A 19,720-nucleotide genomic window follows, 5' to 3' on the forward strand; every position below is an offset into this window, starting at 1 on the left:
ATGGCCGGCAGGCCGGATGAGGCGCGGACATGAGAGAGCCGTGCCGTTCAGATCTGGCTGACCGACGGCTGGAACACTGCATCGCTGTCCTCAGCAAGTGCATGGACCGTATGCCGTTCGAGGGCACGCGTAACGTCTGCCGGATCGCCGTCGAGCGCTTCGGGCGCGATCAGATTGCCGACGCGAAAATCGAAAAGGTCGCCCTTCTTGTTCAGAAGTTCATGGAAGACCGTCATGTCGCGCAGCTCTGTCGACCATTTGGCGAACCAGTAGAAGAGGCCGGAATTGCGCGCGCTCATGTGCACCGGCAGGATCGGCAGGCCATATTTGCGCGCAAAACCGACGGCAGAGCTTTTCCATGGACGTTCATTGAGCCGCCCATCGGCCCAATAGGCGATGCGGCCCGAAGGGAAAAGAACGGTTGCCTTGCCCTCTTCGATGGCGCGATTGGTGACCTGCAGCGTTTCGCGGGCCTTGAGCTTGCTCTTGTATTCTTCACGCCATTCGACCGGAATGACCATCTCGACGAAGCGCGGATTGACCCTGATTGCGTCGCGATTGGCAAAGAACATCATGTCCGGCCGGCGGGACTTCAGAAGATCGAATACCGCTATACCATCGGCAATGCCGGTCGGATGATTGCTGACAAGGAGAAAGCCGCCCTTTGCCGGAATGCGCTCGACCTTGTCGACGCGAATGTCGAGCGAAAGCAGCGAGCTCAAGTGTTCGAACGCCTGAAAGCCCGGCATATTGGCCACCGCATCGGCAAACTCGATCGCCTTGCGATAATTGAGCAGCGTGTAGAGAAAGGGCCGCATGGCCGGCCACAATGGGTGGCGAACGATCTTCTGGCCGCGTTCCGCAATCAGGGTGTCGACGATATGGCCGGGTTGTCCCTGCGAAACCAGGGCAATGACCTCAGCAAAATGCGCGAATCCGCCCCCCATGTCCCGTCTCGCCATAGTCCCATCCGCGTTTGCTGACCGACCATCGCAGTTCAATATGATCGAACAATGACAAATTCCAAGAGTGCAACAGCAAAAAGAAGTGCATTAGCAAAAACATAAGACGCCCGGCGACATAGTGTACGGCACACGGAATCGCCGGAGCGACGATGAACGAGCTACTTGCAATTGGTCACCCCGAAATCATGGCGGAGCGCCAGCGCTGGCTGGCGAGCCTCACCCAGGAACGGCGGCTGTCTGCCAAGACGGTCGAGGCCTATGAGCGCGACACGCGACAATTCCTGACCTTTCTCACCGGCCATCTCGCCGGGCCACCGCGCCTCGCAGATATCCGCGCGTTGCGCCCGGCCGATCTGCGTGGCTTCCTTGCACAGCGGCGCAAACACGGTGCGGGGGCGCGCACGCTCGGGCGCGGGCTGGCGGGCCTCCGCTCTTTCCTGCGCTACCTGGAGAAAAATGGTCTTGCCAACGCCGCGGGCGCTAAGGCCGTACGCTCGCCGAAGCAACCGAAATCCCTGCCGAAACCGTTGACGGACCGCGAGGCGCTGAAGGTCGTCACCGCGGACGCGCAGCTTGCTGAAGAGCCGTGGATCGCCGCCCGCAATGCCGCCGTTCTGACGCTACTCTACGGCTGCGGCTTGCGCATTTCCGAGGCGCTTGCGCTGACGCCCAACGATTTCGCTGGCGCCAGCTCTTCGCTGCGCGTCAGCGGCAAAGGCGGCAAGACGCGAATCGTCCCGCTCATTGCCGCTGCTACCGAGGCCGTGGCCACCTACACCGGGATTTGCCCCTACCATCTCGCCGCCGATGCACCGCTGTTCCGCGGTGCCCGCGGCGCCACGCTCCAGCCGGCGATCATCCAGCGCGAGATGCAGAAACTGCGCGCCGCCCTCGGCCTTCCCGATTCGGCAACGCCGCACGCACTGCGTCATTCCTTCGCGACGCATCTTCTCGCCGGCGGGGGCGACCTGCGCACCATCCAGGAACTGCTCGGCCATGCCAGCCTGTCGACAACGCAGGTCTACACCGGCGTCGATTCGGCTCGTCTCCTGGAAATCTACGATCGCGCCCATCCCCGCGCCTGAAATTCGGCAAAGTACCGGGTTAACCAAACGCGTTAAGGAACCCGTGACCCTCGCAGCGTAGGGTTCTGGAGCGGGATGAGGAAAAGTGTGAGCGGTTTGCCGCCCGCATCCCGCTCTAACTTATTAGAATCGATCACGTTGATGATTTTGGGTCGATTCGACCCAAAATCATCGTGATCGAGGGAGCAATTCCAGGAAAGTAGAATTGCGCAGGACCGGTGCCGATGATGACGTTTCCGATCTCAATACCCGTTCGCAATCTTGCCGACAGGCTCGCAGACAGCGCCCTGTGGCTGATCGCGTCCCTCAATCTTCTGGTGCTCGCAAGCCTGATCGCCGCACTGCTTTCCATTTCGGATGCGCGCGCCGCCGAAGAGTCCGCCTGCGGCGGCAGCAACATCTTGACCGGACTGGAACAGTCGGACCCGACGCGTCTCGCCGCGCTGCGCCAAGAGGCCGACGCGGTGCCGAACGGAAAGGGCCTCCTCTGGAAAATCGAAGCCCAAGGATCGGCACCCTCCTGGCTGCTCGGCACCATGCACGTCACCGACCCGCGCGTCCTGGCGATGCCGCAAGGTGCTGCGGACGCCTTTGCCAAGGCGGCCATCGTCATCGTCGAATCGGACGAGATCGTCGACGACAAGAAGGCGGCGGCCGCAATCATGATGCGCCCGGACCTGACCATGTTTGCCGGCGACAAGACGATCAACGACTTCCTCAAGCCCGAGGATCGCACCCGCCTGGAAACCGGTCTCAAGGAACGCGGCATTCCGCTGCCGCTCGTCGCCAAGATGAAGCCGTGGATGATTGCAAGTTTCGTGGCGCTTCCGGCCTGCGAGATCTCGCGCAAGGCCGGCGGCGCGTCCTTCCTCGACAAGAAGCTGGCGGAGGACGCCATCAGGGAAGGGAAGACGCTGAAGGGCCTGGAGACGTTGGTCGAGCAGCTTTCGGCAATGGACTCGCTGCCCGTCGAGCTCCACCTGCAGGCGCTGATCGAGACGCTGGCGCTCGGCAAGACGATTGACGATGTCATGACGACGACGACTGATCTCTATCTCTCCGGCGACACCGGAATGATCATGCCGATGATGAAGTCCGTGTCCTTGCAGACTGCGGCAAAAGACTTTGGTTTTGCCGATTTCGAGCAGCGCATCATCATCGACCGCAACAAGATCATGGCGACACGTGCCGAACCGATCCTGAAGGGCGGCAACGCCTTCATGGCCGTTGGTGCGCTGCACCTCTCCGGCGCGGAAGGCCTGGTCGAGCTCCTGCGTCAACGCGGTTTCACCGTCACGCCGGTAAACTAGAGCGGGATGAGGAAAAGTGTGTGCGGTTTTCCGCTCGCATCCCGCGTCTCATCTCATTAGAGATCACGTTCAACGTCGTTCGTTAAGCCCGGCCAACAATGCCGGGACGATCGTCTTGTGGAAAGGCGTGACGACCGCGAGATAGATGCGGCCGAAAAGATTCCGGCGACGCACCAGAGTCGTGACACTGACCACCTGGCTGTCGGCCGGACCATCACGGACGTCCACGACAACGCGAAAATCCAGATGCCGGTCGTCGAAGCCGAGAACGGCCTTGCGCTCGTCGTCGAGCAAAACCGGAAAGAACCCGATCAAGCCGCGATCCGCGGCGGGTGCAGCGGTCTTCAGCCCGACGGGCGAGACGATGCGGTTGCGAAGTACCAGAAGCGCTCGGACCCAGGCCGGCAAGCGGCCGAGCATGCGCCGGGCCGCCTCGCCCGCCGTCAGCCGCTCGTTCAAAATGAGAAGCTCGTAGCGATCCGCCCAGTCGGCTTCGGGCAGCAATGCGTTCGGAAGATGGGCGGCGACGCTTCGCGGTCTCATGAGCGATCCTCATATCGGCTCGCCCATGTTCGCGTCCCGTGGCGGTGATTAGCAGGGGGGCGCTTGTCGCAGCCCCCGGCCAATTGTCACATGTGGATCGGCTTGAAGAAGGTGGCGAGCGCCGCTTCCTTGACCGCTTCCGACATCGTCGGATGGGCATGGCAGGTGCGGCCGAGGTCTTCCGACGATCCGCCGAATTCCATCAGCACCGCGATCTCGTGGATCATCTCGCCGGCGCCGAAGCCGATGATATGGCCGCCGAGCACGCGGTCGGTTTCCTTGTCGGCGAGGATCTTGACGAAACCATCCGTCTGGAGCATCGCGCGGGCACGGCCATTGGCGGTGAAGGGGAACTTGCCGACCTTGTAGGCGACGCCCGCAGCCTTCAGCTCCTCCTCGGTCTTGCCGACGGAAGCGACCTCCGGTTGGGTATAGACGACGCCCGGAATGACGTCGTAGTTCACGTGACCGGCCTGCCCGGCGATGATTTCCGCCACGGCCACGCCCTCGTCCTCCGCCTTGTGAGCAAGCATCGGACCGCGCACGACGTCGCCGATCGCGTAGACTCCGGTCAGGCTCGTCTGGAAGTGACGGTCGATCTCGACCCGGCCACGCGAGTCGAGCACGACGCCCGCCTTGGCAAGGCCCATATTCTCCGTGCACGGCTTGCGGCCGGTCGCGACCAGGACGACGTCCGCATCGAGCGTGGTGGCTTCACCGCCCTTGACAGGCTCGAAGGTGACCCTCGCGCCACTGCCGGGCTTCGCAACGCCGGTCACTTTCGCGCCGAGCTTGATGTCGATGCCTTGCTTCGTCAGCATCCGCTGGAGCTGCTTGGCCACCTCGCCGTCCATGCCGCCGAGGATCGTGTCGAGGAATTCGACCACGGTCACCTTGGCGCCGAGACGCGCCCAGACCGAGCCGAGCTCGAGGCCGATGACGCCGCCGCCGACGACGATCATGCTCTCAGGAACCTTTTCCAGCTTGATCGCTCCGTCCGACGAGATGATGACCTTCTCATCGAACTCGAACTCGACGCCCGGAATGCCGGCGACGTCGGATCCGGTGGCGATGACGATGTTCTTCGCTTCGAGGACCTGTTCCTCGCCCTTGTCGTTGGTGACGGAGACCTTGCCCTGTCCCAGGACCTTGCCCAGGCCCTGGAAGCCGTCGATTTTGTTCTTCTTGAACAGGAATGCGACGCCGTCGACATTCGACTTAACGGTCGCGTCCTTGTGGGCCATCATCTTTTCAAGATTGAGCTTGGGGCTTGCGACCTCCACGCCCAGCGCGTCGAGACCATGCTGTGCGTGATGGAACATCTCGGAAGCATGCAGCAGCGCCTTGGAGGGGATGCAGCCGACGTTGAGGCAGGTGCCGCCATAGGTGCTGCGCTTTTCGACCACGGCAACCTTCATGCCCAGCTGCGCTGCCTTGATGGCGCAGACATAGCCGCCGGGTCCGCTTCCGATAACGATGAGATCATAAGCCATTTGATAATCCTTGTTTCAGGGCGGTTACCGGCCGCCGCTGACGTTGAGAATTGCTCCCGTCACATAGGTCGCCTTATCCGACAGGAGATAGAGAATTGCATCGGCAACCTCGCCGGCCGTGCCGGGGCGTTGCACAGGGATCGAGGGCGCCATGTCGCGGGCGCGGTCCGGCAGTCCGCCGGATGCGTGAATGTCGGTGTCGATGATGCCGGGGCGCACCGCGTTCACGCGAATGCCCTCGGCCGCCACTTCACGCGCCAGGCCGACGGTGAAGGTGTCGATCGCACCCTTTGCGGCGGCATAGTCGACATATTGCCCCGGCGCGCCGAGCACGGCCGCGATGGAGGACAGGTTGACGATCGAACCGCCCCGCCCGCCGTGGCGCGTCGACATCCTGAGCACCGCTTCGGCCGCACAGCGGATCGAACCGGTCACGTTGACACGGAACATGCGGTCCAGCCGTTCCGGCGAAATCTCGTCGATGCGTTGTGGCGGGCCGACGATGCCGGCATTGTTGACGAGGCCGTCGAGGCTGCCAAAGGCTGCGTCGACCGCGGCGAAGATCGCCGTCACGCCGGCTTCGGAACCGACGTCGCCCTCGATGGCGATTGCGGCACTGCCCGCTGCCTCGACCGCTCGCACCACCTCATCCGCCGCCTGCCGGTTGGATGCATAGTTCACGGCGACGCGCCAGCCTTCGCTTGCCGCTGCGATGCAGACGGCAGCACCGATCCCGCGGCTGCCCCCCGTGACGAGAAGAACACGCTCGCCACTCATGCAGCACATCCTTTGAACTCGAAGACGTCGGAGCTGTCGGCGTTCGCCTTGCCCTCGCCCCATGCGCTCGAAGTGCGCAGCGATGGGCCGAAACCGGGAAGCAGGATCTGCTCGGCCGCCGGGGCATCCTCCGCCAGAAGCAGGCCGATGCGGCCGGCCTTGTCGACCGTGTAGATCACGCCCTCCCAGACGGTGCAGGCCTCAAGCTCCGCGCCGGTGACGTCGCCCGTCGGGCAGTCATGCATGACGATCCCGTTCGCGCGCAGCGGCTCGCCGGACTGCATCACGACGCCATCGAGCGACAGGCGGGTCTTGCCGATCTTGACCTTGAAGTGATTGCTGGTGACGGCACTTTCCGAGCCGACCGGCTCGAACCGCAACTCGTAGGTGCCGGCAGGGTCGGCATAGATCGCCTGCGCCTGGGCGCACTCGTCCGCAAGGGCGGGTGCGGCGGCCAGGATGGTCGCGAGCGAAGCCAGGAGAGCGTTCCGGCCCTTCATCGTCAGGCGGCCTTCTCCGTCGCGAGTTTCAACCCGAGCCCGATGAAGACCACGCCGCTTGCCCGGTCGATCCACTTGCTCGCCCGGGTGAAGGCGGCCCGCATGCGCGGTGTCGTCATGAACAGGCTGACACCGACGAACCAGAGGATCAGGCAACTCGCCATCACGAGGCCATAGCCGAACTTGACCATCATCGGCGTATGGGCGTTCACGACCGTCGAGAAGATCGACAGGAAGAAGAACACCGCCTTCGGGTTGAGCGCATTGGCGGCGAAGCCGAGGCCAAAGGCCTTCGCCGCCGACTGCTCGCTGCCTGCCCTGGCCTCTCCGGCATCGACTGCGATCTCCGTCTGGCCGGCGCGGAGCGCCTTGATGCCGATATAGACGAGGTAGGCGACGCCGCACCACTTGACGATGTTGAACAGATAGATCGACTGGGAAATGATCAGCCCCAGGCCGAGAATCGTATAGGTCACGTGGAACATCAGCGACGTGCCGATGCCGAAGGACGTGATGATGGCCTGGCGGCGCCCATGCACCAGCGACTGCCGCATCACCATGGCGAGATCGGCACCGGGCGAGATGATGGCGAACGAGAAGATCGCCATCAGCGATGCGAGTTCGATCAGATAGTGGCTCATGACTTTGCGACCGGTGCGTTGAGGGCCCAGATGTGGCCGAAGGGATCCTGAATGCGCGCATAGCGTGCTTGCCAGAACGTATCCTGCGGTTCCATCACTGTGGATGCCCCGGCGGCAATCGCCCTGGCATAGGCCTGATCGACCTCTTCCGCCTTCGGAAGGTTGATATTGATCGCGACGCTGGCGCCGCCCGCCGTCTTGGGCGAGCTGATGCTCATGCCGAATTCCGGAAACTCGTCATGCAGCATGATCTCGCCGCCGAAGAGGGCGAGATTGGCGTGCATGACGCGCTTGCCGTCCTCGGCCATCTGGTGAAACGTGTTTACCGCGCCGAACGCCTTTTCGTAAAAGGCGATGGCGGCAAGGCCGTCCTTTACGCAGATATGCGCCTGGATCGGGGGAACGTTCGGTTCGAATGCCATGCTTTTCTCCTCCGTCTAGATGAGAATGCCCGCAAGGATCAGCGCCAGCCCTACTGCCGATACAGCCCAGATCGCCGAGCGAATGCGCCCGAGCCCGCCGACATAGACCGGCAGATAGGAGGCGCGCGCCCAGAACCAGATTGCGGCGCCCCACTGCGTCAGCAGTCCACTGCGCCCGGTGAACTCTACCACGACCACCAGCACGATGAAGATCGGGTAGGTCTCATGAAAGTTGCGAAGCGCGCGGCCGGCGCGCGCCGTCAGCATGTTCGGCTGTTCTTCCCGATCGCGGTTGGGATCCTGGTCGATGACGCCGTGCTGCAAGCGATAGGCACCAGCCTGCGCCAGCATGTAGATGAAAGCCAGCACCGCGCTGGCGAGCAGGTAGATCAATTCCAGCGACATCCGCGCACCCGGAAGAAGAAGGGGGGGCTGCTTGTCGTGCCCCCGCCTGTCTTAGAGATCGAGCACCAGCCGCTCCGGATCTTCCAGGCTTTCCTTGACGCGCACCAGGAAGGTGACCGCTTCCTTGCCGTCGACGATGCGGTGATCGTAGGAAAGCGCCAGATACATCATCGGACGGATGACGACCTGTCCGCCGATCGCAACCGGGCGGTCCTGGATCTTGTGCATGCCGAGGATGCCGGACTGCGGCGCGTTGAGGATCGGCGAAGACATCAGCGAGCCATAGACACCGCCGTTCGAGATGGTGAAGGTGCCGCCCTGCATGTCGGCCATCGACAGCACACCATCGCGGGCAGCCTTGCCGAGGCGACCGATTTCCTTCTCGATCTCGGCGATCGACATCTGGTCGGCATCGCGCACGATCGGCACGACGAGGCCCTTGTCGGTGCCGACGGCGACGCCGATGTGGCAGAAGTTCTTGTAGATGATGTCGGTGCCGTCGATTTCGGCGTTGACCGCCGGAAGCTCCTTCAGCGCATGGGTGACGGCCTTGGTGAAGAAGCCCATGAAGCCAAGCTTGACGCCGTGCTTCTTCTCGAAGATGTCCTTGTACTTGTTGCGGAGGCTCATCACCGCGCTCATGTCCACCTCGTTGTAGGTGGTGAGCATCGCGGCCGTGTTCTGTGCATCCTTGAGGCGCTTGGCGATCGTCTGACGCAGCCGCGTCATCTTGACCCGTTCTTCGCGAAGGGCATCCTCGGCCGGCGCCGGCGCACGCGCCTGAACCTTCGCCGGTTCGGCGGCGGGAGCGGAAACGCCCTTGGCAAGGGCAGCGATCACGTCACCCTTCAGCACCTGGCCACGCTTGCCGGAACCGTCGATCTGGTCGGCGGCGAGGTTGTTTTCCGCGATGAGCTTGGCGGCAGCCGGAGCCGGCGGCATCGACGTCGGCGCCTGCTTCGCCGGCGCTGCAGCGGCAGGCTGCGGGGCCGGAGCGGCGGCAGCGGGTTCAGGCTTTTTCTCCGCCGGAGCGGGAGCTGCGGCCGCAGCACCGGCGCCTTCGGCGATCTGGCCGAGCAGCGCACCGAGGCCGACGGTCTCGCCCGCCTGCGCCACGATTTCGGAGAGCGTGCCGGCCGCCGGTGCCGGCACTTCGATCGTTACCTTGTCGGTCTCGAGCTCGAGGATCGGTTCGTCGGCCTTGATCGCATCGCCGACCTTCTTGAACCAGGTGCCGACGGTCGCTTCGCTGACGGATTCGCCAAGAGTGGGAACGCGGATTTCTGTTGCCATGATTTTTGTTCCGTTGATCAGATATCTGTTTCTAGCTCTTTGAGTTACGCACTTCCGGACGGAAAACCGCTATGCACTTTTCCTGGAAGTGCTCCAGCGATTGGCAGACCGTGGGGAGCCGATCAGCCCCCCAGCGCGTCCTCGAGGAAGGCGGCAAGCTGCGCCAGGTGCTTCGACATCAGGCCGGTTGCCGGCGAAGCGGCGGCCGGACGGCCGGTGTAGCGCACCCGCTGATACTTGGCATCGATATGGGCGAGCACCCATTCGAGATAGGGATCGATGAACGACCATGCGCCCATGTTCTTCGGTTCTTCCTGGCACCACACCATCTCCGCATTGCGGAAACGGCTGAGCTCGTTGATCAGCGCCTTGGCCGGGAACGGATAGAGCTGCTCGACGCGCAGCAGGTAGATATCGTCGATGCCGCGCTTTTCGCGTTCCTCGAGCAGGTCGTAATAGACCTTGCCGGTGCAGAGCACTACGCGGCGGATCTTCGAATCCTTCTGTAGCTTGATCGGGCCGTCCTTGATGACTTCCGCATCGTCCCAGAGCAGCCGGTGGAAGGAGCTCTCGCCCGCCATTTCGGAAAGGCTGGAGACCGCCCGCTTGTGGCGCAGAAGCGACTTCGGCGTCATCAGGATCAGCGGCTTGCGGAAGTCGCGCTTCACCTGGCGGCGCAGGATGTGGAAGTAGTTCGCCGGCGTGGTGACGTTGGCGACCTGCATGTTGTCTTCCGCGCAGAGCTGCAGGAAGCGTTCGAGCCGTGCGGAGGAGTGCTCCGGCCCCTGGCCTTCATAGCCGTGCGGCAGCAGGCAGACGAGACCGGACATGCGCAGCCACTTGCGTTCGCCCGACGAGATGAACTGGTCGAAGACCACCTGAGCGCCGTTGGCGAAGTCGCCGAACTGGGCTTCCCACAGCGTCAGTGCATTCGGACGGGCAAGCGAATAGCCGTATTCGAAGCCGAGCACCGCCTCTTCCGAGAGCATCGAGTTGATGACCTCGTAGCGCGCCTGAGTCGGCGACAGGTTGGCGAGCGGAATGTAGCGCTCTTCCGTCTGCTGATCATAAAGAACCGAGTGGCGTTGCGAGAACGTGCCGCGCTCGCAGTCCTGGCCGGAGAGGCGGATCTTCGTGCCCTCGGTGACGAGCGTGCCGAAGGCGAGCGCTTCCGCCATTGCCCAGTCGATCCCCTCACCGGTCTGCACCATGCTGGCGCGGTTTTCCATGAATCGCTGGATCGTGCGGTGGGCGTTGAAGCCGGCCGGGATCTCCGAGATCTTGCGACCGACTTCCTTCAGCTGCTTCATCGGCACCGAGGTCTTGCCGCGGCGCTGCTCATCCTGGTTGTCGGCCGTGCGAAGGCCCGACCAGACGCCGTCGAGCCAGTCGGCCTTGTTCGGCTTGTAGGACTGGCCTATCTCGAACTCCTGCTCGAGATGAGCGCGCCAGTCCGCCTTCATCTTCTCGGCCTCGCCCTCGGTCATCAGACCTTCGGCGATCAGCCGTTCCGAATAGAGCTGGACGACCGTCTTGTGGGCGCGGATGGCCTTGTACATCTTCGGCTGCGTGAACGCCGGCTCGTCGCCCTCGTTGTGGCCGAAGCGGCGGTAGCAGAACATGTCGACGACGACCGGCTTGTGGAACTTCATCCGGAACTCGGTCGCGACCTTGGCCGCGTAGACGACGGCTTCCGGATCATCGCCATTCACGTGGAAGATCGGCGCTTCGATCATCTTCGCCACGTCCGACGGATAGGGCGAGGAGCGCGAGAAGGCCGGGTTCGTGGTGAAGCCGATCTGGTTGTTGATGATGAAGTGCACGGTACCGGCAACGCGGTGGCCGCGCAGGCCGGAGAGGCCGAGGATTTCTGCGATGACGCCCTGGCCGGCGAAGGCCGCGTCGCCATGGAGCAGCATCGGCATGACCTTGACGCGTTCGCGCAGCGGAATGATGTCGCCTTCGAACACGGTCGCGATCTGATCCTGCTTGGCGCGCGCCTTGCCCATGACGACCGGGTTGACGATCTCGAGATGCGACGGGTTCGCGGTCAACGACAGGTGCACCTTGTTACCGTCGAATTCCCGGTCGGACGAGGCGCCGAGATGGTATTTCACGTCGCCGGAGCCTTCGACGTCGTCCGGTGCGTAGGAGCCGCCCTTGAATTCGTGGAAGATGGCGCGATGCGGCTTCGCCATGACCTGGGAGAGAACGTTCAGTCGGCCGCGGTGGGCCATGCCGAGGACGATCTCCTTGAGGCCGAGCTGGCCGCCGCGCTTGATGATTTGTTCGAGCGCCGGGATCAGCGATTCGCCGCCGTCAAGGCCGAAGCGCTTGGTGCCCTTGTACTTGACGTCGATGAACTGCTCGAAGCCCTCGGCTTCGATGAGCTTCTGCAGGATCGCCCGCTTGCCCTCGGGCGTGAATTCGACGCCCTTGTCCGGTCCCTCGATCCGCTCCTGGATCCAGGCCTTCTCTTCCGGGTTGGACATGTGCATGAACTCGACGCCGATCGTCGAGCAATAGGTCCGCTCGAGGATTTCGACCATTTCGCGCACGGTCGCGTATTCGAGGCCGAGAACGTTGTCGATGAAGATCTTGCGGTCGTAATCCTTCTCTTCGAAGCCATAGGTCTTCGGCGAGAGTTCGTCATAGTCCTCGACCGGGTCGGCAAGTCCGAGCGGGTCGAGCTTGGCATGCAGGTGGCCACGCATGCGGTAGGCGCGTATCATCATGATGGCGCGGACGGAGTCGCGCGTCGACTGATGGACCTCCGCTTCGCTCACGGGGACACCGGCGACGGCGGCTGCTTCCTCGGCCTTGGCCTTGACCTTCTTTTCGATGACCTTCTCAACGACGCCCCAGTCGCCGTCGAGCGCCGACACGAGTTCGCCGTTTGCGGCGATCGGCCAGTTGCTTTTCTTCCAGGAGGCGCCCTTGGCGGCCTTCACAACGTCTTCCGGCCGGTCGGCGAGCGCCTTGAAGAAGGATTGCCATTCGGACGAAACGGAGGACGGATCCGCTTCGTAACTAGCATAGAGCTGCTCGATATAAGCAGCATTGGCGCCATCCAGAAACGATGTGAGCTGGAATTGCTCGTTGGCCTCTTGCCTTGTCATGGTCTTTCGCGAACCCCTGGTTCGCCTCCTGACTGAAGTTGGGATGCCGGGTCTTCCCGGTCGTTCATGTTTATTCGGCGCTTTTTAGTGCACCAAGCTTGCGTCATTAATTGGGTCCGGCTGGGGGCCGGCGGAAGACGCCAGCCCCAAGCCTCGCTATCGGAATGTCAGCCCTTCAGGACTTCGACCAGCGTCTTGCCGAGGCGTGCCGGCGACGGCGAGACGCGGATACCGGCCGATTCCATGGCCGCAATCTTGTCTTCCGCGCCGCCCTTGCCACCGGAGATGACCGCGCCGGCATGGCCCATGGTGCGGCCGGGAGGGGCCGTGCGGCCGGCGATGAAGCCGACCATCGGCTTCTTGCGGCCGCGCTTGGCTTCGTCCTTGAGGAACTGCGCGGCGTCCTCTTCGGCCGAACCGCCGATCTCACCGATCATGATGATCGACTTGGTTTCGTCGTCGGCGAGGAACATTTCCAGCACGTCGATGAACTCGGTACCCTTGACCGGGTCGCCGCCGATGCCGACCGCCGTTGTCTGGCCGAGGCCTTCGTTGGTGGTCTGGAAGACGGCCTCATAGGTCAGCGTTCCCGAACGCGACAGCACACCGACCGAGCCCTTGCGGAAGATGTTACCGGGCATGATGCCGATCTTGCATTCGTTCGGGGTGAGCACACCCGGGCAGTTGGGGCCGATGAGACGCGAGGAGGACTTTTCCAGACGCGCCTTGACCTTGACCATGTCGGCGACCGGGATGCCTTCGGTGATGCAGACGATCAGCGGAATTTCCGCGTCGATCGCCTCGATGATCGCAGCCGCAGCCCCTGCCGGCGGAACATAGATGACCGACGCATTGGCGCCGGTCGCCTCACGGCCTTCGGCAACGGACGCGAAGATCGGGAGCTGTTCGCCCTTGGCGCCGGTCCAGGTCTCGCCACCCTTCTTCGGGTGGATACCGCCGACCATCTTCGTGCCGTGATAGGCGAGCGCCTGTTCGGTGTGGAAGGTGCCGGTCTTGCCGGTCAGGCCCTGAACGAGGACCTTGGTGTCTTTGTTGATCAGGATGGACATCGGCCTCAGGCTCCCTTCACGGCTGCAACGATCTTCTGGGCGGCATCGTCCAGATCATCGGCGGAGATGACGTTGAGGCCCGATTCATTGATGATCTTCTTGCCAAGCTCGACATTCGTGCCTTCGAGGCGGACGACGAGCGGCACCTTGAGACCCACTTCCTTGACGGCGGCGAGCACGCCTTCGGCGATGACGTCGCACTTCATGATGCCGCCGAAGATGTTGACGAGAATGCCCTTTACGGCCGGATCGGCAGTGATGATCTTGAAGGCGTGCGTGACCTTCTCCTTCGAAGCGCCACCACCGACGTCGAGGAAGTTGGCCGGTTCGGCGCCATAGAGCTTGATGATGTCCATGGTCGCCATGGCGAGACCGGCGCCGTTGACCATGCAGCCGATGTTGCCGTCGAGCGCGACATAGGCAAGGTCGTGCTTGGAAGCTTCGATTTCCTTCTCGTCCTCTTCGGTCGTATCGCGCAGCGCGACGACGTCTTCGTGGCGGAAGAGCGCATTGCCGTCGAAGGAGACCTTGGCGTCCAGCACGCGCATGCGGCCGTTCTTCATGACGATCAGCGGGTTGACCTCGAGCAGGCTCATGTCCTTCTCGACGAACGCCTTGTAGAGGACCGGGAAGAGCTTTTCAGCATCGGCCCGCGCCTCGCCTTCGAGCTTCAGCGCGTCGGCGAGCGTCTTCAGGTTTTCCGCGGTGACGCCCTTTTCCGGGTCGATCGCGACGGTGACGATCTTCTCCGGCGTGTGCTCGGCAACTGCCTCGATGTCCATGCCGCCCTCGGTCGAAACGACGAAGGCAACCTGACCGACCGAGCGGTCGACGAGGATCGAGAGATAGAGTTCGCGGTCGATGTCGGCGCCGTCCTCGATATAGAGGCGGTTGACCTGCTTGCCGGCCGGACCCGTCTGCTTGGTCACCAGCGTGTTGCCGAGCATCTCCTTGGCGTTGGCGACGACCTCGTCGACGGACTTCGCAAGGCGCACGCCGCCCTTGGCGTCGGGGCCGAGTTCCTTGAACTTGCCCTTGCCGCGGCCGCCGGCGTGGATCTGGCTCTTCACCACGTAGAGCGGTCCCGGCAGCTTCTTCGCAGCGGCTTCCGCTTCGTCGGCGGAGAAGATCGCGACACCTTCGGCGACCGGAGCGCCGTAGCTCTTCAAGAGAGCCTTGGCCTGATATTCATGAATGTTCATGGGGTTTTTCCTGTCTGATTGGCCGGATGGCGGTTACTTCAGGCTGGGTGCGATGTTGATGCAGGCCTCGCAAAGGCCCGCGACCGCCGCCACCGACTTGTCGAAGGCTTCCTTCTCGCTCTTGTTGAGATCGATCTCGATGATGCGCTCGACACCGCCGGCGCCGATGATCGTCGGCACGCCGACATACATGTCCTTGACGCCGTACTGGCCGGAAAGATGGGCCGCACAGGGAAGCACGCGCTTCTTGTCCTTGAGATAGGCTTCCGCCATCTCGATCGCGGAAGCAGCCGGCGCGTAATAGGCCGAGCCGGTCTTCAAGAGGCCGACGATTTCGGCGCCGCCGTCACGGGTGCGCTGGATGATTTCCTCGAGGCGCTCCTTCTTGACCCAGCCCATTTGGACGAGATCGGTCAACGGGATGCCGGCAACGGTCGAATAGCGGGCGAGCGGCACCATCGTGTCGCCGTGGCCGCCGAGCACGAAAGCCGTGACATCCTGGACGGACACGTTGAATTCCTGGCTGAGGAAAAGGCGGAAGCGAGCCGAGTCGAGCACGCCGGCCATGCCGACGACCTTGTTCTTCGGCAGGCCGGAGAATTTCTGCAGCGCCCAAACCATGGCGTCGAGCGGGTTGGTGATGCAGATGACGAATGCGTTCGGGGCATATTTCTTGATGCCGGCGCCGACCTGCTCCATCACTTTCAGGTTGATGCCGAGGAGGTCATCGCGGCTCATGCCCGGCTTGCGCGGCACGCCGGCGGTCACGATGCAGACGTCCGCACCTTCGATGGCAGAATAGTCGCTCGCGCCGGTGAGCGAGGCATCGAAACCTTCGACCGGGGACGACTGTGCGATATCGAGGCCCTTGCCCTGAGGAATGCCGTCGGCAATGTCGAACAGGACGATATCGCCCAGTTCCTTCAGGCCGGCGAGATGCGCCAGCGTGCCACCAATCATCCCTGAGCCGATAAGTGCGATCTTGTTGCGCGCCATGAAAGTGCTTCCTTTGTGATCCCAAAATGATCGAGGCCTGAAACGCGGCAAACGCCAAACCTTCGGGAAAGCCCTTAAACGGCAAATGGTAAAATATCAACGCATACTTTTCGACAGAGCAAATTCAATCGGTTAGATGACAAAATTCTTACGTAAACGTAAGATTACGTGTCATCATTGCGTCATCTAGCGGCCGTTCTTGCCGGATGTTGCGCCGCATATTCCTCGCTCTGCATCTCGATCAGGCGCGAAACGGTGCGATCGAACTCGAAGCCCTCGGTTCCCTTTTTCGCAGTCAGAAGCTGGTGCGGCTCGGCTGCGGCAGAGGCGAACAGTCGGGCACCCTGGTCATAGAGCGCGTCGACGAGGATGATGAATCGCTTGGTTTCGTTGCGCAGATGCGGCCCCAGATGCGGGACGTGGTCGAGGAAGATGGTGCTGTATTGCGTCAGGATGGCGAGATAGTCGGCGGCACCGAGTGGCTGCGCGCAAAGGTCGGCGAAAGCAAACCGGGCGCTTCGGCCGGACGCCGACGGCACGTGGATCTTGCGCCCCTTGCGGCTGATCTCTGCCGGTGCTTCCGGTGCTCCGCCGGTCTCGACATACCAGGCGCGCGCCATCGCCGCTTCCGCCTCCGGGCCGAGCGGCGAAAGCCAGACCGGGTTTCCGTCGGTCTTCTGCAGGCGGTAATCCGTCTCTGTGTCGAGCGAAATGATCTCCGTGTTCGCCTTCAGCAGGTCGATGAACGGGAGGAAGAGTCCCCGATTGAGACCGTCGCGATAAAGATCGTTCGGCTCGACATTTGAGGTCGCGACGAGAACGCATCCCTTGGCGAAGAGTTCGCCGAAGAGGCGCGCCAGAATCATCGCATCCGCAATGTCGGTGACCGAGAATTCGTCGAAGCACAGCAGCCGCGCCTCGCCGAAGAGCTCGGAGGCCACCGGCGGGATAGGGTCGGCCTGTTTCGTCTCGCCGTTCTTGAGTTTCTGCCGATGCTTGTAGATGCGCTCGTGCACATCCGCCATGAACTCGTGGAAATGCGCCCGGCGCTTGCGCTGGATCGGCACGGCGTCGAAGAACATGTCCATCAGCATCGTCTTGCCGCGACCGACGCCGCCGTGAATATAGAGGCCCCGGACTGGAGCTTGCTCCTTCTTGCGCGAGGCAAAGAGCCAGCCGAGCGCGTTGGACTTGCGCAACGGCCTGCTGGCAAGCAGCTCCGCGGTCAGGTGGTCGAGCCGCCGCGCGATGGCGATTTGCGCCGGATCGCGCTGCCGTTCGCCGGTGGCAACGAGCGTTTCAAGCTTGTGAAGAATGCTGTCGTCTGGGTTGAGCACGCGGCACCCAAGGTGAGCAAGGAGCAATTTCGGTGAGAGGCGCGGGACGGGCAAGGCTGCTCACACGTCCTCGTCCCGCGTCGCATCCGGCTGGGCGCGCCGGCGTTGGTGGCGATCAGCGGCTGAGGCTGACCGGCTGTCCGCTGTTGGTCGAACCGTCGAAGCGCGCGTCCGCGGTCTTGTAGAGGCGGGCGATCGGATTGCCGCCGCGGTCCTTCAGCACCACCTGCTTGCCAGCGACCTCCCAGGAGCCCATCGTCGTCAGTTCGCCGGCGCAGCCGCGCGTGCCGCCGCGCGATCCGCTGCCGAGATTCGTCAGCGTCAGGAACATGTCGCAGGAGCTGCCGGCGCTCGACACGCGCCAGTTGCCGACCATCGATTCCTTCGTCACGTCAAGCGCGTTGGGATTGGCCGCAACTTGCGTGCCGGCCGGCGCGCCGCCGGGTACGGCTGCGCCGGCGGCGGGTGCCGCCGGGAACTGGGAAGTGTTCGTCGTCGGATCCGGGAGCTGGCTCGACGAAACCGTCGGAACGGGCTGAGCCTGCAGCGGAGCAGGTGAAACATCCTGAGAACCGAAACCACCCATGGATGTCCGCTGGCATCCGGTCAGCGCAAGCACAACCGCCAGCCCCGCCGCCGCATGAAAAACCCGCATGTCTCTTACCCCCGATATCTTCGTCGAACCATGATGCAACGCGATAATAATGGCCGAACTACAGCAAATCCACCTGACAAATCAAGGGAAGGCATTTCAGCAGTGCCTGTTGCACGATTGAAACGCCGCGTCGAACGGGTGCGCGCCACCCCCGCCGATGCTGAAAACACGGCGTGGCCGGGCGGCGCAAATGCAATCAATGATTGACACCCGCATAGGCACGGTCGCCCCAGAGCGACTCGACCTTCCGGTTCCTGCCGCAGCCGTTTCGGTAGTACCAGTAGCGAATCGGGTTTCGTGCGCCGAAGTTCTGATGATAGTCCTCGGCCGGCCAGAATTTTGCGGCCCGCTCGACCGGTGTCACGATCGGCTTCCCGAGTTCGGCCTCAGCCTTGATCTTTCCGGCCTTGGCGTCCATCGCCTGCCGCTCGTCGAGCGCGTAGATCGCGGTCGTGTAGGCAAAGCCGCGATCACAGAACTGACCGCCGGCATCCGTTGGGTCGGTCGTGTGGAACAGCACCGAGACAAGCGTCGAATAGGAAACGCGGTCCGGATCGAATTTGATGCGAACGACTTCGCGATGGCCGCCCTTCACATAGTTCTCATAGGTCGGATTGGCACTCTTGCCGCCGGCGTACCCCGAGATCGTCTCCAGCACGCCGGGGACGCCGTCGAAATCGGTCTCGACGCACCAGAAACAGCCGCCGGCAAACAGCGCAAACTGCGGCTCGGCCGCCCGCGCCGGCAATGACAGCAAGCACGCAGCGGCAAGTGCAAACAGCAAACGATTCATCGCGATCTCCGATCCCCAGCATAAAGCTATGAGGACCGCCGAAAGTTTCAAAATCAAATGCCGACACGGGGCCGTGAAGTTCGTGAAATACGCAAGAGCGGGATGAGGAAAAGTGTGCGCGGTTTTCCGCCCGCAACCCCGCTCTAACTTATTACAGCGCCGTGCGTCCTTTAGGACGCACAAAGGACGCTGTAACTCTTTGATTCCACGCATCGTGCTTTCCGAAAATCGGGTCCGATTTTCGGGCCGATGCGTAGAGTCGATCACGTTTATGATCTGACGGCGGACCAGAATGCCCGCCGTCGAAGCCGAAGAAAGTTACCGGGAATCAGACCCTGCGCTCGACCAGCATTTTCTTGATCTCGCCGATCGCCTTGGCCGGGTTGAGCCCCTTCGGACAGGCCTGGGCGCAGTTCATGATCGTGTGGCAGCGGTAGAGCCGGAACGGATCCTCGAGGTTGTCGAGCCGCTCGCCGGTCGCCTCGTCGCGGCTATCGATCAGCCAGCGGTAGGCCTGCAGGAGAACGGCCGGGCCGAGATAGCGGTCGCCGTTCCACCAATAGCTCGGACAGGAGGTCGAGCAGCAGGCGCAAAGGATGCACTCGTAGAGGCCGTCGAGCTTCTGCCGGTCCTCATGGCTCTGCTTCCATTCCTTGGCCGGCGTCGGCGAAACCGTCTTCAGCCAGGGTTCGATCGAGCGGTGCTGGGCATAGAAATTGGTGAGATCCGGCACGAGGTCCTTGACCACCGGCATGTGCGGCAACGGATAGATCTTCACCGTGCCCTTGATCTCGTCCATGCCCTTGGTGCAGGCGAGCGTGTTGGTGCCGTCGATGTTCATCGCGCAGGAGCCGCAAATGCCCTCGCGACAGGAGCGGCGAAGCGTCAGCGTCGGATCGATCTTGTTCTTGATGTAGAGCAGTCCGTCGAGCACCATCGGACCGCAGTCGTCGATGTCGATGTAATAGGTGTCGACGCGCGGGTTCTTGCCGTCGTCCGGATTCCAGCGATAGACGCGGTATTCGCGCAGGTTCGTCGCGCCGACCGGTTTCGGCCAGACCTTGCCTTCGGTGATCTGCGAGTTCTTGGGGAGAGCGAGTTCAACCATGTGCCT

General features: G+C 62.7%; 19 protein-coding genes. 2 read left to right on the forward strand and 17 right to left on the reverse strand.

Going from position 1 to position 19,720, the window contains the following annotated elements:
- Positions 1 to 47: 47 nt before the first annotated feature.
- Complete coding sequence (locus tag GHK62_RS02045; protein WP_153436687.1) at positions 48 to 962, reverse strand: GNAT family N-acetyltransferase; 915 nt, start codon at positions 960 to 962, stop codon at positions 48 to 50.
- 152 nt (positions 963 to 1,114) lie between these two features.
- On the opposite strand from GHK62_RS02045, the gene GHK62_RS02050 reads away from it, so the two are divergent.
- Both GHK62_RS02050 and GHK62_RS02055 read left to right on the forward strand, forming a co-directional pair.
- On the forward strand, positions 1,115 to 2,050 hold the full coding sequence (locus GHK62_RS02050) for a tyrosine recombinase XerC (RefSeq protein WP_153436688.1): 936 nt from the start codon (positions 1,115 to 1,117) through the stop codon (positions 2,048 to 2,050).
- Positions 2,051 to 2,274: 224 nt separating this feature from the next.
- Positions 2,275 to 3,360: a TraB/GumN family protein gene (locus tag GHK62_RS02055; RefSeq protein WP_153436689.1), complete on the forward strand. Its 1,086-nt coding sequence runs from the start codon at positions 2,275 to 2,277 to the stop codon at positions 3,358 to 3,360.
- A 69-nt stretch (positions 3,361 to 3,429) separates the two neighbouring features.
- Here GHK62_RS02055 and GHK62_RS02060 read toward each other — a convergent pair whose 3' ends face one another.
- From GHK62_RS02060 to GHK62_RS02135, 16 genes are all read right to left on the reverse strand, one after another.
- Positions 3,430 to 3,903 carry a DUF2867 domain-containing protein gene (locus GHK62_RS02060; protein ID WP_153436690.1) on the reverse strand — a complete coding sequence of 158 codons (474 nt, stop codon included), beginning with the start codon at positions 3,901 to 3,903 and terminating at the stop codon, positions 3,430 to 3,432.
- A gap of 86 nt (positions 3,904 to 3,989) precedes the next feature.
- Entirely contained in the window at positions 3,990 to 5,396 is a 1,407-nt protein-coding gene (gene lpdA, locus GHK62_RS02065; protein ID WP_153436691.1) for a dihydrolipoyl dehydrogenase, read from the reverse strand.
- A gap of 24 nt (positions 5,397 to 5,420) precedes the next feature.
- Positions 5,421 to 6,173, reverse strand: a complete 753-nt coding sequence (locus GHK62_RS02070) for an SDR family oxidoreductase (RefSeq protein WP_153436692.1) — start codon at positions 6,171 to 6,173, stop codon at positions 5,421 to 5,423.
- Entirely contained in the window at positions 6,170 to 6,673 is a 504-nt protein-coding gene (locus GHK62_RS02075) for a hypothetical protein (RefSeq protein WP_153436693.1), read from the reverse strand. The genes GHK62_RS02070 and GHK62_RS02075 overlap by 4 nt, the downstream gene beginning before the upstream one ends.
- 2 nt (positions 6,674 to 6,675) lie before the next feature.
- Complete coding sequence (locus tag GHK62_RS02080; RefSeq protein ID WP_153436694.1) at positions 6,676 to 7,314, reverse strand: LysE family transporter; 639 nt, start codon at positions 7,312 to 7,314, stop codon at positions 6,676 to 6,678.
- Positions 7,311 to 7,736, reverse strand: coding sequence for a VOC family protein (locus GHK62_RS02085; protein WP_153436695.1), 426 nt, complete (start codon positions 7,734 to 7,736; stop codon positions 7,311 to 7,313). The genes GHK62_RS02080 and GHK62_RS02085 overlap by 4 nt, the downstream gene beginning before the upstream one ends.
- A 15-nt stretch (positions 7,737 to 7,751) precedes the next feature.
- Complete coding sequence (locus GHK62_RS02090) at positions 7,752 to 8,141, reverse strand: MAPEG family protein (RefSeq protein WP_153436696.1); 390 nt, start codon at positions 8,139 to 8,141, stop codon at positions 7,752 to 7,754.
- A 51-nt stretch (positions 8,142 to 8,192) separates the two neighbouring features.
- On the reverse strand, positions 8,193 to 9,434 hold the full coding sequence (odhB, locus tag GHK62_RS02095) for a 2-oxoglutarate dehydrogenase complex dihydrolipoyllysine-residue succinyltransferase (RefSeq protein ID WP_153436697.1): 1,242 nt from the start codon (positions 9,432 to 9,434) through the stop codon (positions 8,193 to 8,195).
- A 122-nt stretch (positions 9,435 to 9,556) separates the two neighbouring features.
- Complete coding sequence (locus GHK62_RS02100; RefSeq protein ID WP_153436698.1) at positions 9,557 to 12,553, reverse strand: 2-oxoglutarate dehydrogenase E1 component; 2,997 nt, start codon at positions 12,551 to 12,553, stop codon at positions 9,557 to 9,559.
- A gap of 167 nt (positions 12,554 to 12,720) precedes the next feature.
- The gene (gene sucD, locus GHK62_RS02105) at positions 12,721 to 13,623 is read right to left on the reverse strand and encodes a succinate--CoA ligase subunit alpha (protein WP_153436699.1); all 903 of its coding nucleotides are present in this window, start codon (positions 13,621 to 13,623) and stop codon (positions 12,721 to 12,723) included.
- 5 nt (positions 13,624 to 13,628) lie between these two features.
- A complete protein-coding gene (gene sucC / locus GHK62_RS02110) occupies positions 13,629 to 14,825 on the reverse strand; it encodes an ADP-forming succinate--CoA ligase subunit beta (RefSeq protein ID WP_153436700.1) in 1,197 nt (398 codons plus the stop codon).
- A 33-nt stretch (positions 14,826 to 14,858) separates the two neighbouring features.
- On the reverse strand, positions 14,859 to 15,821 hold the full coding sequence (mdh, locus tag GHK62_RS02115) for a malate dehydrogenase (protein ID WP_153436701.1): 963 nt from the start codon (positions 15,819 to 15,821) through the stop codon (positions 14,859 to 14,861).
- A 182-nt stretch (positions 15,822 to 16,003) separates the two neighbouring features.
- Positions 16,004 to 17,158: a cell division protein ZapE gene (gene zapE / locus GHK62_RS02120; protein WP_184108647.1), complete on the reverse strand. Its 1,155-nt coding sequence runs from the start codon at positions 17,156 to 17,158 to the stop codon at positions 16,004 to 16,006.
- Between the two features lie 115 nt (positions 17,159 to 17,273).
- On the reverse strand, positions 17,274 to 17,813 hold the full coding sequence (locus GHK62_RS02125; RefSeq protein WP_153436702.1) for a protease inhibitor Inh/omp19 family protein: 540 nt from the start codon (positions 17,811 to 17,813) through the stop codon (positions 17,274 to 17,276).
- Between the two features lie 196 nt (positions 17,814 to 18,009).
- Positions 18,010 to 18,606 (reverse strand): peptide-methionine (S)-S-oxide reductase MsrA, encoded by a 597-nt coding sequence (msrA, locus tag GHK62_RS02130; protein ID WP_153436703.1) that lies wholly within the window; start codon positions 18,604 to 18,606, stop codon positions 18,010 to 18,012.
- A 328-nt stretch (positions 18,607 to 18,934) separates the two neighbouring features.
- A complete protein-coding gene (locus GHK62_RS02135) occupies positions 18,935 to 19,714 on the reverse strand; it encodes a succinate dehydrogenase iron-sulfur subunit (RefSeq protein WP_153436704.1) in 780 nt (259 codons plus the stop codon).
- Positions 19,715 to 19,720 lie beyond the last annotated feature (6 nt).

The sequence above is a fragment of the Sinorhizobium terangae genome (assembly GCF_009601505.1).
Lineage (GTDB): Bacteria > Pseudomonadota > Alphaproteobacteria > Rhizobiales > Rhizobiaceae > Sinorhizobium > Sinorhizobium terangae.